This is a genomic window from Mycobacterium timonense, assembly GCF_025821985.1.
Taxonomy (GTDB): Bacteria; Actinomycetota; Actinomycetes; order Mycobacteriales; family Mycobacteriaceae; genus Mycobacterium; species Mycobacterium avium.
This window is the reverse complement of the sequence record NZ_JACKSY010000104.1, coordinates 1-14,996: the sequence shown is the minus strand read 5'-3', so window position 1 is coordinate 14,996 and position 14,996 is coordinate 1. Positions and strand designations below refer to the sequence as shown.

Annotated in this window: 15 protein-coding genes; 11 read left to right on the top strand and 4 right to left on the bottom strand. The window is 69.9% G+C overall.

Annotation, left to right across the window (positions count from 1 at the left end; translation table 11 throughout):
* The first annotated feature begins 5 nt into the window (after positions 1–5).
* Genes H7I87_RS22535 through H7I87_RS22515 form a run of 5 tightly spaced genes read left to right on the top strand, consistent with a single transcriptional unit; the run spans position 6 to position 5,000 of the window.
* Positions 6–1,775, top strand: a complete 1,770-nt coding sequence (locus H7I87_RS22535) for a thiamine pyrophosphate-binding protein (RefSeq protein ID WP_031348250.1) — start codon at positions 6–8, stop codon at positions 1,773–1,775.
* Positions 1,756–2,403: a hypothetical protein gene (locus tag H7I87_RS22530; RefSeq protein ID WP_003873468.1), complete on the top strand. Its 648-nt coding sequence runs from the start codon at positions 1,756–1,758 to the stop codon at positions 2,401–2,403. Before H7I87_RS22535 ends, H7I87_RS22530 begins: the two co-directional genes overlap by 20 nt.
* A gap of 4 nt (positions 2,404–2,407) precedes the next feature.
* On the top strand, positions 2,408–3,433 hold the full coding sequence (locus H7I87_RS22525) for a 3-oxoacyl-ACP synthase III family protein (protein WP_009979016.1): 1,026 nt from the start codon (positions 2,408–2,410) through the stop codon (positions 3,431–3,433).
* A complete protein-coding gene (locus H7I87_RS22520; RefSeq protein WP_011726063.1) occupies positions 3,427–4,485 on the top strand; it encodes a pyridoxal phosphate-dependent aminotransferase in 1,059 nt (352 codons plus the stop codon). The genes H7I87_RS22525 and H7I87_RS22520 overlap by 7 nt, the downstream gene beginning before the upstream one ends.
* Before the next feature lie 8 nt (positions 4,486–4,493).
* Positions 4,494–5,000: a MarR family winged helix-turn-helix transcriptional regulator gene (locus tag H7I87_RS22515; RefSeq protein ID WP_009979012.1), complete on the top strand. Its 507-nt coding sequence runs from the start codon at positions 4,494–4,496 to the stop codon at positions 4,998–5,000.
* A 75-nt stretch (positions 5,001–5,075) separates the two neighbouring features.
* On the opposite strand, the gene mmsB is transcribed toward H7I87_RS22515, so the two are convergent.
* The 3 genes from mmsB to H7I87_RS22500 are packed head-to-tail and all read right to left on the bottom strand — an operon-like array spanning position 5,076 to position 8,683.
* A complete protein-coding gene (gene mmsB / locus H7I87_RS22510; protein ID WP_033718366.1) occupies positions 5,076–5,963 on the bottom strand; it encodes a 3-hydroxyisobutyrate dehydrogenase in 888 nt (295 codons plus the stop codon).
* A gap of 12 nt (positions 5,964–5,975) precedes the next feature.
* Positions 5,976–7,136: an acyl-CoA dehydrogenase family protein gene (locus tag H7I87_RS22505; RefSeq protein WP_011726061.1), complete on the bottom strand. Its 1,161-nt coding sequence runs from the start codon at positions 7,134–7,136 to the stop codon at positions 5,976–5,978.
* Between the two features lie 26 nt (positions 7,137–7,162).
* The gene (locus H7I87_RS22500) at positions 7,163–8,683 is read right to left on the bottom strand and encodes a CoA-acylating methylmalonate-semialdehyde dehydrogenase (RefSeq protein ID WP_023862243.1); all 1,521 of its coding nucleotides are present in this window, start codon (positions 8,681–8,683) and stop codon (positions 7,163–7,165) included.
* 110 nt (positions 8,684–8,793) lie between these two features.
* Here H7I87_RS22500 and H7I87_RS22495 point away from each other — a divergent pair, with 110 nt between their 5' ends.
* The 6 genes from H7I87_RS22495 to H7I87_RS22470 are packed head-to-tail and all read left to right on the top strand — an operon-like array spanning position 8,794 to position 13,241.
* On the top strand, positions 8,794–10,218 hold the full coding sequence (locus H7I87_RS22495) for an NAD(P)/FAD-dependent oxidoreductase (RefSeq protein WP_023862244.1): 1,425 nt from the start codon (positions 8,794–8,796) through the stop codon (positions 10,216–10,218).
* Positions 10,219–10,262: 44 nt separating this feature from the next.
* Positions 10,263–10,802, top strand: coding sequence for an RNA polymerase sigma factor (locus H7I87_RS22490; protein WP_023862245.1), 540 nt, complete (start codon positions 10,263–10,265; stop codon positions 10,800–10,802).
* Positions 10,799–11,506, top strand: coding sequence for a Rieske (2Fe-2S) protein (locus H7I87_RS22485; protein ID WP_009979006.1), 708 nt, complete (start codon positions 10,799–10,801; stop codon positions 11,504–11,506). The genes H7I87_RS22490 and H7I87_RS22485 overlap by 4 nt, the downstream gene beginning before the upstream one ends.
* A 30-nt stretch (positions 11,507–11,536) precedes the next feature.
* A complete protein-coding gene (locus H7I87_RS22480; protein ID WP_009979005.1) occupies positions 11,537–11,923 on the top strand; it encodes a cupredoxin domain-containing protein in 387 nt (128 codons plus the stop codon).
* Positions 11,920–12,840, top strand: a complete 921-nt coding sequence (locus tag H7I87_RS22475; protein ID WP_009979003.1) for a metallophosphoesterase family protein — start codon at positions 11,920–11,922, stop codon at positions 12,838–12,840. Before H7I87_RS22480 ends, H7I87_RS22475 begins: the two co-directional genes overlap by 4 nt.
* Complete coding sequence (locus H7I87_RS22470) at positions 12,837–13,241, top strand: hypothetical protein (RefSeq protein ID WP_023862246.1); 405 nt, start codon at positions 12,837–12,839, stop codon at positions 13,239–13,241. Before H7I87_RS22475 ends, H7I87_RS22470 begins: the two co-directional genes overlap by 4 nt.
* Before the next feature lie 159 nt (positions 13,242–13,400).
* Here the strand turns inward: H7I87_RS22470 and H7I87_RS22465 are convergent, their stop codons facing one another.
* Complete coding sequence (locus H7I87_RS22465; RefSeq protein WP_031347622.1) at positions 13,401–14,912, bottom strand: IS1634 family transposase; 1,512 nt, start codon at positions 14,910–14,912, stop codon at positions 13,401–13,403.
* Between the last annotated feature and the right edge of the window lie 84 nt (positions 14,913–14,996).

Here is a 14,996-nt window from a genome sequence, read left to right as displayed (position 1 = left end):
CCCACATGCTCGGAAGGCACCGGGTGGTCGACCACATCGTCGGCCACCTTGCGGCGATCGGAACCGACCACCTCTTCGCGGTGGACGGCGCCAACATCGAGGACCTCTACGACGCGGCGCATTTCCGGCCGGAGCTCACCGCGGTGCTGGCCAAGCACGAGTTCTCCGCCGCCGCGATGGCCGACGGATACAGCCGAAGCGGAGCGGGACTCGGGGTGGTGGCCGCGACCTCGGGCGGCGGATCGCTGAATCTCGTGGCCGGACTCGGCGAGTCGCTCGCCAGCCGGGTGCCGGTGCTGGCGCTGGTCGGCCAGCCCGCCGCCGCGCTGGACGGCCGGGGCAGCTTCCAGGACACCAGCGGCGCCAACGGATCCCTGGACGCCGGCGCGCTGTTCTCGGCGGTCTCGGTGTTCTGCCGGCGGGTGCAAACCCCCGACGACATCGTTTCGCTTCTGCCGCAGGCCATTTCGGCGGCGCGGGCCGGAGGCCCGGCGGTGCTGTTGTTGCCCAAGGACATTCAGCAGGCCCGGGTCGGCGTCGGCGAGCGCAACGGCCACGGCGCACCCGGCGGGCGGGACCCGATTGCGGCGCAATGGCGGCCCCCGGCCGGCGACCCGCACCCGATCGCGGCGCAATTGCGCCGCGTGACCGGCGAGATCGCCATCATCGCCGGCGAACAGGTGGCCCGCGACGACGCCCGGGCCGAGCTCGAGGAGCTGCGCGCGCTGCTGGGGGCGCGGGTGGCCACCGTGCCGGACGCCAAGGACGTCGCCGGCGCACCCGGGCCGGACGGCCGGACGCTGGGAGTGACCGGTGTGATGGGCCACCGCAACGTGGCCGAGGCGGTGGCCGGCAGCGCGGTGTGCCTCATCGTCGGGACCCGGTTGGCGGTCACCGCGCGCAGCGGCCTGGACGACGCGCTGGCCGCGGTGCGCACCGTCTCGATCGGGTCGGCGCCGCCCTATCTCGCCTGCACCCACGTGCACACCGGCGACCTGCGCGGCTCGCTGCGGCTGCTGATCCGCGCGCTGCGCGGCCACCGGCGACCGGTCGCGCCGGCCGGGCAAGGCGGGGGCCGGCCGACCGAGCTGACGCCGCCGCCGTGCACGGGGCCGGGGGTGCGCTACCGCGACGCGATGGCGGTGCTGGACGGCGTGCTGCCGCGCGGCGTCGACATCGTGGTCGACGCCGGCAACACCGGCGCGGCCGCGATCCACTACCTGCCGGTGCGCCGCGACGGCCGGTTCGTCGTCGCGCTCGGCATGGGTGGCATGGGCAACAGCTTCGGGGCGGGGATTGGAATAGCGTTGGGGCGCAACAATAGTGGACGCCCTGGCGGGCGCACCGTCGTCATCGCCGGGGACGGCGCGTTCTTCATGCACGGCATGGAGGTGCACACCGCCGTGCAATACCGGCTACCGATGACGTTCGTGCTGTTCAACAACAACGCGCACGCCATGTGCGTGACCCGCGAGCAGCTGTTCTACGGCGACCGCTACAGCTACAACCGTTTCCGGCCCAGCCGGCTGGGCGCCGGGCTGGCCGCCATGTTCCCCGGCCTGACGTCGGTGGAGGTCGGCGACGTCGACGGGTTCGCCGCCGCGATGGCCGCGGCGCTCGATGTCGATGGCCCGGCGGTGGTCAGCGTCGAGTGCGCCGCCGACGAGATCCCGCCGTTCGCCCCGTTTCTCACCACGTCGGCGGTCAAAGATGCTGCTGTCAAACAGAATTCAGTTACAAAGGAGATCCGCACCAATGTCGCTGCCAGCGCTTGAGGACATCGGCGACCTCATCGACGGGGTCACCCGCATCGAGACCAGCCCCCGGGAGAAGGCCACGCCGATCATCATGGACATGATGCGGTCGGTGTACCCGCACGACCAGGTCTTCGGACAGTACTGCACCGTCAACGACTACATCGACTGTCCACCCGACGACTTGTTCGAGTACATGGCCGACACCCGCAGCCTGGAGGAGTGGACCTACAGCCTGCGCGGGTTCACCCCCACCGACGAGCCCGGGCTGTGGCTGGCCCACGACCGGCTCGGTTCGGAAACCAAGATCTACACCCGCACCGTCGCCAACGCGCAGGCGCGGACCGTGGACTACCACTGCGCCTGGGACCAGGGCGACCACCTGTGGATGATCTACCTGATGCGCGTCGTCGACGCCCAGACCGTGCTCGACAAGCCGGGATCGGTTGTGCTGTGGACCAATTGCCATCACCCGTTCTACGACCACAACCCGTACCCGCAGACCGCGCCGCCGCAGCGCCCGGTGTGGGTGGGCGACTTCTGGGACATGTTCGGCGCCGGCCATCTGCTGGAGCTGCGCAACCTCAAGGCGATCGCCGAATACCGCCATCGGCACGGCCTGCCGGTCACCCCGGTGTGGATGAGGTGACGCGATGAACGCGTCGACCGTCAGCCTGATCGACGTCGCCAGCTATCTGCCGGGCGAGCCGATCCCCGCCGACTACTACGCGCAATTCGCCGAATCCGACGACCTGCGCGACAACGTGATGTTCCGCGCCCCGAAGTACCGCCACCACGTCGGCCACGACGAGAGCTCCATCGACATGATCGAACGCGCGGCACAGGGTTTGATCGAGCGGCACGGCCACGACGTCATCGAGGGCGCCGACGTGCTGATCACCCACACCCAGGTGCCCGACATGGCGTTCTACGGCCAGGGCGGCGGCATCGCGCACCGGCTGGGCATGCGCCCGTCCTGGGTGCTCGACCTCAACAACGGCGGGTGCGCGGCATTCGTGTTGGCGCTCAACGTGGCTCGCACACTGCTGTCGTCGGGCCAGGGACGCACCGCGCTGATCGCGATCGCCCAGAACGCGGCCGGCCAGTTCTTCGACCAGCCGACGATCCGGCGCAAGGCGCAGGCGGCGGTGCCCGGCGACGGCGCCGCGGTGGGGCTGGTCACCGTCGGCGACTCCTCGCCCGTCCTCGACGTCGAGTGCCGCAGCTACGGCGAATACGCGGGCGAGATGACGCTGTCCTACGACCCGCCCCGCAAGTGGTGGCAGGCCGGGCCCGGCGAGGGCAGCATCGGCTTCACCGACAGCAAGATCACCAAGGTGCTGGCCCGCGGTAACCGGCAGGTACCCGAGGTGGCGCTGGCGGTGTGCGATCGAATCGGGTTGCCCGCCAAGGACATCGACCTGCTGGTCACCAACCAGCCGAACCGGGCGTTCCTGCGCAACTGGCGCGAGGCGCTGGAGCTGCCGCCGGCACGGCACCTCGACACCTTCGACGAGTGCGGCAACCTGTTCGGCGCCGGGATCCCGGTCAACCTCGACCGCGCGATATCCGAGCAGCGGATCAAGGCCGGGGAGGTGGTCATGATGGCGGCGTTCGCGCACGCCGGCGATTTCGCCGGCGCCGCCGCGGTGCGCTGGGGCGGGCGGGGCGGATGCTGACCGTCCCGCGCCCGGCTGACGGCGGCATCGGCGAGGCGCTGCCCGACGCGGTCGACCCGTTTGCCTTGTCGCTCAACGAGAATCCCTTCCCGCCGCTGCCGGCGGTGCGCGCTGCGCTGATCCGTTCGGTGTGTACCGCCAACCGGTATCCGGAGTTCCTGCCCGAGCGGTTGCGCGGGGTGATCGCCGAGCACATCGGCGTGCCGGCCGAGTTGGTGGTGCTGGGCGCCGGAGCCACCGGCGTGATGCTGCAGGTGCTGCAGGCGTTGACCGCGCCGGGGGACGCCATCGCGATGGCCACCCCCACCTTCGACGGGTATCCGATCGTGGCGCGGATGGCCCGGCTGAACACCATCGCCGTCGCGCTGGACGAGCACGGGCAGCACGACCTGGACGGGCTCGCCGACGCGGCCGCGCGCGCCCGCGTGGTGGTGCTGTGCCGGCCGCACAACCCGACCGGAACCGTGGAGTCCGCGGCCGCAGTCTTCCGGTTCCTGCGCCGGGTGCCGCGCGACACCGTCGTGCTGCTCGACGAGGCCTATGTCGAATTCACCGCGCCCGAGCACCGGATCGACGTGGCGGCGCTGGTGGCGTGCTTCCCCAATGTGGTGGTAGTGCGCACCTTCTCCAAGGCGTACGGCCTGGCCGGGCTGCGGATCGGCTACGGGGTGGCGTCGCCGCGGCTGGCGCGGCCGCTGTGGGACCAGCAGCTGCCGTTCGGCATCGCGATCACCAGCCTGCTCGCCGTCACGGCGTCGTATCGGGCCGAAGACGAACTGTCCCGGCGCATCCGGTCGATCACCGCCGAACGCCGCCGGCTGCGGATGCGGCTGAGCGCGCTGGGCGTCTACACCACCGACGCGCACGCGAACTTCGTTTACCTGCCGCCCGATCCGCAGGGACGCGCGTGGCAGCGGGTCTTCGCCCGCGGCGGCGTCCGGGCGCGCTACTACCCGGACGGCGCGGCCCGGCTGACGGTGGGCAGCCGCGCCTCCACGGTGGCGGTGCTGTCGGCGGTGGGAAAGGCCACGCTGGAGCGGCAAGTGCGGTAAGAAAGGGCGTGGCCGACTCACGTCCTCACGAACGCGATCCGATCGCCGCCGCCCGGGCCAACTGGGAGCGCGCCGGGTGGGGCGACGTGGCGCCGGGCATGGTCGCGGTGACCTCGGTGATGCGCGCGCACCAGATCCTGCTGGCCCGGGTCGAGACGGCGCTGCGCCCGTACGACCTGAGCTTCTCCCGCTACGAACTGCTGCGGCTGCTGGCGTTCAGTCGGACCGGGGCGCTGCCCATCACCAAGGCCTCCGACCGGCTGCAGGTGCACGTCACCAGCGTCACCCACGCGATCCGCCGGCTGGAGGCCGACGGGCTGGTGCAGCGGGTGCCGCACCCCACCGACGGGCGCACCACGCTGGTGCAGATCACCGAGCTGGGCCGCTCCACCGTCGAGGACGCCACCGTCACCCTCAACAAGCAGGTGTTCGCCGACATCGGGATGAGCGACACCGAGTCGCAGCAGCTGGCGTCGTCGATCGAGACGTTGCGCCGCAACGCGGGCGACTTCTGAACTCGCCCCGCGGCGCCGAGCGTCACGCCAGCGTGACCGTCGCGCCCGGGTGCCACGCCGGCGTGACGCTCGGTGCTAGCAAGCGCCGCGCAGCATCTCGATGACCGCGCTGAAGTCCTTGTCGCCGTGGGAGGCGGCGAATTTCGCGTAGATCTCCGCGGCGTGCCGGCCCAGCGGGGCGGCCGCGCCGGTCGAGGTCACCGCGTCCATCGCAAGACCCAGGTCCTTGTTCATCAGCGAGGCGGCGAAGCCCGGCTTGAAGTCGTTGTTGGCCGGCGACGTCGGAACTGGGCCCGGCACCGGGCAATTGGTGTGCACGGCCCAGCAGTTGCCGGTCGCCCCGGTGATCACGTCGAACAGCGACTGCGCCGACAACCCGAGCTTTTCGGCCAGGATGAATGCCTCGCCGATGGCGATCTGCTGCACCGCCAGCACCATGTTGTTGCACACCTTGGCGGCCTGCCCGGCCCCGGCCGCGCCGCAGTGAATGATCTTGCCCGCCATGGGTTCCAGCACCGGCCGGGCCCGCTCCAGTGCCTCGGGTTCGCCGCCCACCATGAACGCCAGCGTGCCGGCGACAGCACCCTTCACCCCGCCCGAGACGGGCGCGTCGAGCTGCGCCACGCCGTGCGACTGCGCTTGCGCGTGCACCTCGCGGGCGTCGGCGACCGAGATCGTGGAGCTGTCGATGAACAGCGCGCCCGGGCGCGCGGCGGGCAGGATCTCGGCGTAGCAGCGTTTGACCACCTCGCCGTTGGGCAGCATGGTGATCACCACGTCGGCCCCCGTCACCGCGTCGGTGGCGGTGTCGAAACCGGCGACACCGGACGCGGTGGCGGCCGACAGCGCCGCGGGCACCGGATCGAATCCGCGCACCGCATGTTGGGCCGCAACGAGATTCGCCGCCATCGGCGCGCCCATGTTGCCCAGGCCCAGGAAAGCCACCACCACGCGCTCGGTCATCCGACGGCCTTTCTATGCGGTGGCCCGGAACCGCGCCGCTTCGGCCCGGCCGATGACCACCCGCATGATCTCGTTGGTCCCCTCCAGGATGCGATGCACCCGCAGGTCGCGCACGATCTTCTCCAGACCATACTCGCGCAGATAGCCGTAGCCGCCGTGCAGCTGCAGCGCCTTGTCGGCGACCTCGAAGCAGGTGTCGGTGACGTAGCGTTTGGCCATCGCGCACAACTCGACCTTGTCGGGATCGTCGGCGTCCAGCGCACCGGCGGCCCGCCACAACATCATTCGCGACGTTTCCAGGCCGGTGGCCATGTCGGCCAGGGCGAACCGGATGGTCGGCTCGTCGAGCAGCGGCGACCCGAACGCCTGCCGATCGCGCACGTAGGCCCCGGCCTTGTCGAAGGCCGCCTGCGCGCCGCCCAGCGAGCACGCGGCGATGTTGAGCCGGCCGCCGTTGAGGCCGTTCATCGCGATGCCGAATCCGGCGCCCTCACCCTCGGCGCCGCCCAGCATCGCGTCGGCGGGCACCCGCACCCCCTCCAGGATCACCTGCGCGGTGGGTTGGGCGTGCCAGCCCATCTTCTCCTCGGGCGAACCGAAACTCAGCCCAGCAGAACCCTTTTCGACGACGAACGCAGAGATGCCGCGCGGCCCTTCACCGCCCGTGCGGGCCATCACCAGGTAGACGTCCGAGGCCCCGGCGCCCGAGATGAACTGCTTGACGCCGTCCAGCACGTAATCGCCGCCCTGTCTGACCGCGCGGGTGCTCAGCGCGGCGGCGTCGGACCCCGCGCCCGGCTCGGTCAGGCAGTAGCTGGCGATGACGTCCATCGCCGCCAGCCGCGGCACCCAGCCCTTGCGCTGTTCGGGCGTGCCGTAGCTGTCGATCATCCACGCGCACATGTTGTGGATGGACAGGAACGCCGCCGTGGTGGGGTCGGCGATGGCCAGCTGCTCGAAGATGCGGACCCCGTCCAGCCGGCGCAGCCCGCTGCCGCCGACGTCCTCGCGGCAGTAGATCGCCGCCATCCCGAGCTCGGCCGACTCGCGCAGCACGTCGACCGGAAAGTGTTCGGCCGCATCCCATTCCAGCGCGTGCGGGGCCAGGCGCTTGGCGGCGAACGCGGCGGCCGTCTCGGCGATCACCCGCTCGTCGTCGTCCAGGGTAAACATAGTGGGGCCGGAATTCTTTCTCGGTTCTAATCCATTGTGGGAATCACGAATTCGGCGCCGTCCTTGATGCCGGACGGCCACCGCGACGTGACGGTCTTGACCTTGGTGTAGAACTGGATCGACGCCGGCCCGTGCTGGTTGAGGTCGCCGAAGCCGGAGCGCTTCCAGCCGCCGAAGGTGTGGTAGGCCACCGGCACCGGGATCGGCACGTTGACCCCGACCATGCCGACCTGCACCCGGGACACGAAATCGCGGGCGGCGTCGCCGTCGCGGGTGAACACCGCCACCCCGTTGCCGTACTCGTGCTGAGAAGGAAGCGCCAGCGCTTCTTCGTAGTTCTGCGCCCTTACGATGCACAGCACCGGCCCGAAGATCTCGTCGGTGTAGATGGACATATCGGGCGTGACGTGGTCGAACAGGGTAGGCCCGATGAAGAAGCCGCCCTCGAGGTTGGCGTCCCCGAAAGTCAGGTCGTCGCTGCGGCGTTCGCGGCCGTCCACCACGATCTCGGCGCCGGCGGCCACGCCCTGGTCGATGTAGTCGCGCACCCGCGCCACCGCGGCCTCGGTCACCAGCGGGCCGTAGTCGGCCTTGGGGTCCAGGCTGTGCCCCACCCGCAGGTTGTTGATCCGCTCGACGAGCAGGGCCCGCAGCCGGTCGGCGGTCTTGTCGCCGACCGGGACCGCGACCGAAATCGCCATGCAGCGCTCGCCGGCGCTGCCGTACCCGGCGCCGATCAGCGCGTCGACGGCCTGGTCCAGGTCGGCGTCGGGCATCACGATCATGTGGTTCTTGGCGCCGCCGAAGCACTGCGAGCGCTTGCCGGTGGCGGCGGCCCCGGCGTAGATGTACTGGGCGATGTCCGAGCTGCCGACGAACCCGACCGCCTGGATGTCGGGGTGGTTCAGGATGGCGTCGACGGCCTCCTTGTCGCCGTGCACCACCTGGAACACGCCCGGCGGCAGGCCCGCCTCGACGAAGAGCTCGGCCAGCCGCACCGGCACCGACGGGTCGCGCTCGCTGGGCTTGAGCACGAACGCGTTGCCGCAGGCCAGCGCGGGCCCGGCCTTCCACAGCGGGATCATCGCCGGGAAGTTGAACGGGGTGATGCCGGCGACCACGCCCAGCGGCTGGCGCAGCGAATAGACGTCGATGCCGGGCCCGGCGCCCTCGCTGTACTCACCCTTGAGCAGGTGCGGGATGCCGACGCAGAACTCGATCACCTCGATGCCGCGCTGGATGTCGCCCTTGGCGTCGGCCAGGGTCTTGCCGTGCTCGCGCGACAGCAGCTCGGCCAGCTCGTCGTTGTGTTGGTTGACCAGCTCGATGAAACGCATCAGCACTCGGGCGCGGCGTTGCGGATTCGTTGCGGCCCAACCCTTTTGCGCCTCGATGGCCGAAGCCACCGCGGCGTCGATGTCGGCCCGGCCCGCCATCGGCACCTGCGCCTGGACGGCCCCGGTGCTGGGGTCGAAGACGTCGGCGGTGCGAGTGGATTGCCCGGCGGTGCGCTGCCCGTCGATGAAGTGCGGAATCTGTGTGGTCATGGGGCCCTCGAATGTGGTGGACGGCACGGGACGTGACGCGGATACTTGCATATCCTAGTAACCCGGTTCCGGCCTTGGCAAGCGGCGCCTGGGGCTAGCCTGAGGCCTGTATGCACACCATCGAGGCCGACTACCTGGTGGTCGGCGCCGGCGCCATGGGCATGGCGTTCATCGACACGCTGGTCACCGAGACGGCCGCGTCGCAGGCCCGTGTCGTGGTGGTGGACCGCCATCACGCGCCGGGCGGGCACTGGACCATGGCGTATCCATTCGTGCGGCTGCACCAACCCTCGGCGTTCTACGGCGTCAACTCCCTGCGCCTGGGTGGCGACAGCATCGACCAAATCGGTTGGAACCGCGGCCTTTACGAATTGGCGACGGCCGACGAGATCTGCGCCTACTACGACCGCGTCATGCGCACCCGGCTGCTGCCGACCGGGCGCGTGCGCTACTTCCCGGACAGCGAGTACCTCGGCGACGGGCGGTTTCGCACGCTGGCCGGCGCCGACCACACCGTCGAGGTGACCCGCCGCATCGTCGACGCCACCTACATGCACGTCAGCGTGCCGGCGATGCGCCCACCGCCCTACACCGTCGGCGACGGCGTCGACTGTGTGCCGCCCAACGAGCTGCCGCGCCGGCCCGGGTATCAGCGCTACGTCGTCGTCGGGGCCGGCAAGACCGGCATCGACACCTGCCTGTGGCTGCTGGGCCAGGGCGTCGAGCCGGACCGGCTGACCTGGATCATGCCCCGGGATTCCTGGCTGCTGGATCGCGCGACGATGCAGCCCGGCGCGTTGTTCGCCGAGCAGATCAAACACAGCTTCACCGCCCAGCTGCGCGCCATCAACGAAGCCGGTTCGGTGGCCGAGCTGTTTTCCCGGCTCGAGGCCGCTGGCCTGCTGCTGCGCATCGATCCGGCGGTGCGGCCCACCATGTACCGCTGCGCGACCGTCACCCGGCTCGAACTCGAGCAGCTGCGCCGGATCACCGACGTGGTGCGGCTGGGCCACGTGCGCTCCATCGAGCCGGGCGCGATGGTGCTCGACGGCGGCGCCGTCGCGGTCGACGGTCGCGCGCTCTACCTGGACTGCACCGCCGATGGCGCCGAAAAGCGGCCAGCCACACCGATTTTCACACCCGGGCGAATCACGCTGCAAAGCGTGCGCGGCTGTCAGCAGATTTTCTCCGCCGCGCTGATCGCCCACGTGGAGGCCGGCTACGGCGACGACGCGCGCCGAAACGAGCTCTGCGTGCCCCTGCCGCACCCCGACACCGACGTCGACTGGCTGCGGCTGGCGCTGGCCGACTACACCAATCAGCTGCGCTGGTTCGACGACCCGGAGTTGATGACGTGGTTGTCCGGCGCGCGGCTGGATTTGTTCGGGCATCTGATCGGCCACCTGCTGCCGTCGGCGTCGGCCAAACCCCGGGTGCGGGCGCGGATCCTGGGCATCGCCAAGTCGGTGTTCGCGGCCACCGCCGCCAGGCTGGGCGAGCTGCTGGCTGCCGAGGCTGCACTCGCCGCGAGCTGACCCGTGTAACCCGAGCCGATACTTCATAGCGGTGAAGGAGGCAGGTGGCGGCACACAACGAACCCGTCGGCCCGCGACCGCTGCGCGCGGTGCCCGAGGGCGGCTACCCGGACTGGGAAGCCGTCTACTCCGACAACGCGGCCTGGGTGTATCGCACGCTGTTCGCCCGGGTCGGCAACCGGGCCGACGCCGAGGACCTCACCGCCGAGGTCTTCCTGGCCGCGTTGCGGCCGCTGCGGCTGACCGCCAGCGCCGCCGAGGTGCGCGCCTACCTGCGCGCCACCGCTCGCACGGTGCTGGCCGCGCACTGGCGCGAGACGCTGGGGCGGGAGATAACCTCGATCGAGGACATCGAACAACCGCCCGAGCACCCCGACGCGATCAGCACCGCCCCGCAGCGCGTCGCCCGGGTGCTGGACAGCCTGCCGGACCGCTATCGCCGCATCCTGGAATCGCGCTTCCTGCAAGGTAATTCGATCAAGGAGGCAGCCGCGGAACTCGGAATCAGCGTGGCCAACGCCAAGGTGCTGCAGCACCGTGCGCTGCGGCTGGCGGCACAGGTCAACGAGGGAGGCCGGCCATGAACGCGCGAGGGCTGCGGCGCTACGTCGACGACCTGTTGCGGGGCCGCCGGCCCCGGCCGTTCCTGCCCGACGATTTCGAGGCGGCCCAGCTGCGCACCGCGATCGAGCTGCGGGCGGCCCGGCCGGACTCCGAGGTGGCCGACGCGCCGCGCCCGGAATTCCTCGCCGATCTGCACCGGCGTCTGGCCGAGCAGATGTCCGGCGCGCCGACCCGACCGCGGCCCGGGCGCGGCAGCACCCGCCGCCAGGTGATCGTCGGCACCTCGGCGGCCGCCACCGCCGCGGTCGCCGCGGTGTCCATCGACCGCACCGTGATCGCCGGGCAGTCCGGCCCGGATCGCGCCCCGCAGATCGCGTCCGGGACGCTGGCCCCCAACCAGGGCAGCTGGCAGCGGGTCGCGGCCAGCTCGGAGGTGCCCGACGGCGTCCTGCGCGCCTTCGACCTGGGCGCGGTGAGCGGGTTCGTCCGCCGCGTCGACGGCAAGGTGCAGGCGATATCCGGGGTGTGCACGCATCAGGGATGCAAGCTGTGGTTCGACGCGCCCGACGACACGCTGCGCTGCCCCTGCCACACCACGTCGTTCTCGCCCAGCGGAAAGGTGCTCACCCACCAGCTGCCGATCGAGCCGAAACCCTTGCCGGCGTTGATGGTTCGCGAGGCCGACGGCATCATCGAGGTGTTCGCCCCGGTGCGCCGCACCTGAGCCGTGTAACCCGCGGCCCTATCTGTGGGCATGACCCTTGCAAAATCGTTGACCGCGGCGCTGGCCGTCGCCGTGGCGGTAGCCGGCTGCTCGGCTCCGCGGCCCGCCGCGGGCGGCGGCACGCCCAGCACCCAGACGCCGGTCACCGCGGCGCCGGCGGCGGCCGGCCCCAATCAGGTCGTCATCGACGGCTTCGCGTTCGCGCCGGCCACCCTGACCGTGCCCGCCGGCACCACCGTCACCTGGATCAACCGCGACGAGGAACCTCACACGGTGGCCGCGAGCGATGGGTCGTTCCACTCACCGGGCATGGGCACCGGGGCCGTCTTCACCCACACCTTCTCCGCCGCGGGCACTTTCGACTACGTCTGCTCGATTCACCCGATGATGCGCGGCACCGTGGTGGTGACGGGATGAATCCGAACATGAGCCGCCGGCAGTTGATCCGGCACACGGCGTGGTTCGGGGCGGCGGTGGGGTTCGCCGTGACCGGGGGCGAGGTGATCTCCCACGTCGCCGGCCGGGCGGCCGCACAGCACACCCGCGCTCAGCCCACCCTGCGGTTCGCCCAGATCAGCGACAGCCACCTCGGTTTCACCGGCGCCCCCAACCCCGACGTGGCGGGCACCTTCGGCCGGGCCATCGACCAGGTCAACAACCTGGGCTACACCCCGGATTTCGTCATCCACACCGGCGATCTCACCCACCTGTCCACGCCCGAGCAGTTCGACCAGGCCAAGCAGATGATGAGCGCGCTGAAGACCCCGCACGTGTTCACCGTGCCCGGCGAGCACGATTCGGTCGACGACGCGGGGCAGAAGTACCGCAGCGTCTTCGGGGCGGGTTCGGCCGGTGACGGCTGGTACAGCCTCGACGTGGCCGGCGTGCACCTGATCGCGCTGGTCAACACGCTGAACCTGCGCAAGCTCGGGCACCTGGGCGCCGACCAGTTGGAGTTCGTCAAAAAGGACGTCGCCGGCCTGTCCAGCGACACTCCCATCATCGTGTTCAGCCACATCCCGTTGTTCGCGATGTACCCGCAATGGGGCTGGGGCACCGACGACGCCGCGCAGGCACTGAGTTATCTGCGCCGGTTCGCCTCCGTCACCTGCCTCAACGGCCATGTGCACCAACTGTTCTCCAAAACCGAGGACAACGTGACCTTTCACAGCGGCACCACCACCGCCTACCCGCTCCCGCACCCGGGCGACGGGCCGGCGCCCAAGCCGGTCACCCTGCCCGCCGGCAGGCTGCGCGACGCGCTGGGCGTGCGCGAGGTCGCCTACAGCCGGGGCGACACCGTTCTGGCACTGAAAGAGCGGACCCTGCAATGACTTTGACGACAATAGCCACTCGGCTCGGCATCGCCGCGTCGTTGACGGTCAGCGCACTCAGCCACGCCTACCTGTATGTGCATGGCTACCAACACATTCCGAGCATCGGGGTCGCGTTCCTGGTGCAGGCCAGCGTGTCGTTCGCCGTCGCGCTGCTGATCTGCGCCGGCGGGCCGGGCTGGCTGAGCTGGGCCGGCGCCGCGGTGGCCGGCGGCTCGCTGGTGGCGTTCGCGGCGTCACGCACGGTCGGGCTGTTCGGCTTCGCCGAGCGGGGCTGGGATCCGGCGCCGTACGCGGCGATCAGCGTGGCCGCCGAGGTGCTCACCGTGCTGCTGTGGTTGCCGGATGCCCGCGTTCGGCGGTGGTGGCCGCAGACCACTTCCGGCGCAGCCGGCGTTTGAGCGCCATCGACGGCTTTTCGACCCGACTTTTATCAGGCTAGTGCGCACGTAGGCTGTGGATGTTTGCGAGGATTTCGGCGAGGTCGGGTGGTGGCGGTTCAGCAGCGGTCAGGGTGTGCTTGCCGGCTTGGATAGTGACGGTACCCGACTTTTATCAGGCTAGTGCGCACGTAGGCTGTGGATGTTTGCGAGGATTTCGGCGAGGTCGGGTGGTGGCGGTTCAGCAGCGGTCAGGGTGTGCTTGCCGGCTTGGATAGTGACGGTACGGTAGCGGCGTGCGGTGCGAACGAATTTCTTAATGCTCCAACCGGTTTGGTGCTCGATCCAGTGCGATACCGCCATCGCGGCGAAGACAACGCTGAGGTGGGCTTCGATGGAGTCGCGGGTGCGGTGATAGATCGGGCGGGCTTGCAGGTCGTGCTTGGACATCCGGAACGCCTTTTCAATGCGCCACAACTGGTGATACGCCTCGATGACGAAAGTGGCCGGTTGGCTCACCAGGTTGGTGGTGTATCCCTTCCACCCGGCCAACGCCCGGGCCTTGGCCTCCAGTGTGCGATTCACGCTCTTGGTAGCCCCGGTGAGCTGGATGTAGCGGTTACGTTTGACCGGGGCATGCCCGTCAACAGCACGTTCGGCCTTGGCCACCTGCTCATCGATCCCCCGCAGCGTGCGCCGGGCCCGGTCATGGCGGTACTGGTAGTGGATGATCCGGTCCGGGATGCCGCGGGTTTTCTCGCCGCTGGTTGATGGCCAGGGCTGGGTGAGCACCAGGCCGTCGGGGATCGCCTCATCGGAGTGCTTGTCGCGCCACTCGCGCACCACATCAGGTAAAAACGGAATCCTCGCGCCGAGAATGTAGGACAGCCCTGCCGCGTGCAGGGCGACCTGGTTGGCTTCCGAGATCATCCCGGCATCAGCGACGACCGTGACGTCGGTGAGTTGGTGAGCGGCCTTGAACGCGTTGATCACCGGCAGCATGGTCGCGGTCTCTGCCTTATTGCCCTCAAAGGCCGCCACCGTCAACGGGAACCCGCCAGCATCGGTCAACAACCCCAGGGTGATCTGCGGGTCCAACCGTCTTTCCTTGGAGAATCCGGGCTCCCGGAACCCATCACCAGCATCGGTCTCGAAGTGCAGCGTCGACACGTCATAGAGCACCAGACTGGCCGGACCCAATTGCGCGTGGGCAGCGCATGCGGTCGAAAGCGCTTGCCGGAAAGCGGGTTTGGCGAACACCGGCAGACGGCGGTTCAGCGTCGGATACGACACCGGGACGACCCCAGTCTCCTCGACGACCCGAAGTGAATCGGCCTTGCTGGTCGGTTCGATGATCCGGGCCAACACCAACTGACGAAACGCCTCATCCCCATCGGCGACGTTGGCGAACCCGACCTTGTCATAAGCAGCGCACAATGCTTCCCACAGCAGCGCCGACTTCGAGGACGTGATCGGCAACGGCTCGGCCGCCGAACGTTCGGCCAAGCCAAGGTCGAGTTGCGCTTGGCCGGCGGCCAGTCGCTGCGCCGCGGCAGCCTTCAAAGCGGCCACCCCGGCCTCGTCATGCGCCGAACCCAGATGCTCGATCCGGCGTGACCCGCGCCGCGAGGACCACACGACCTGCACAGCCATCGCCCCCGAGGATGTCTTCACCGTGCGCACATAGGCCACGCAGGCACCCTACGGCCCACCGGCTAGTGCACAAATCCGCACCAGGCCACAACCGAAGACACAGGTCACAGCCCTACACAACCG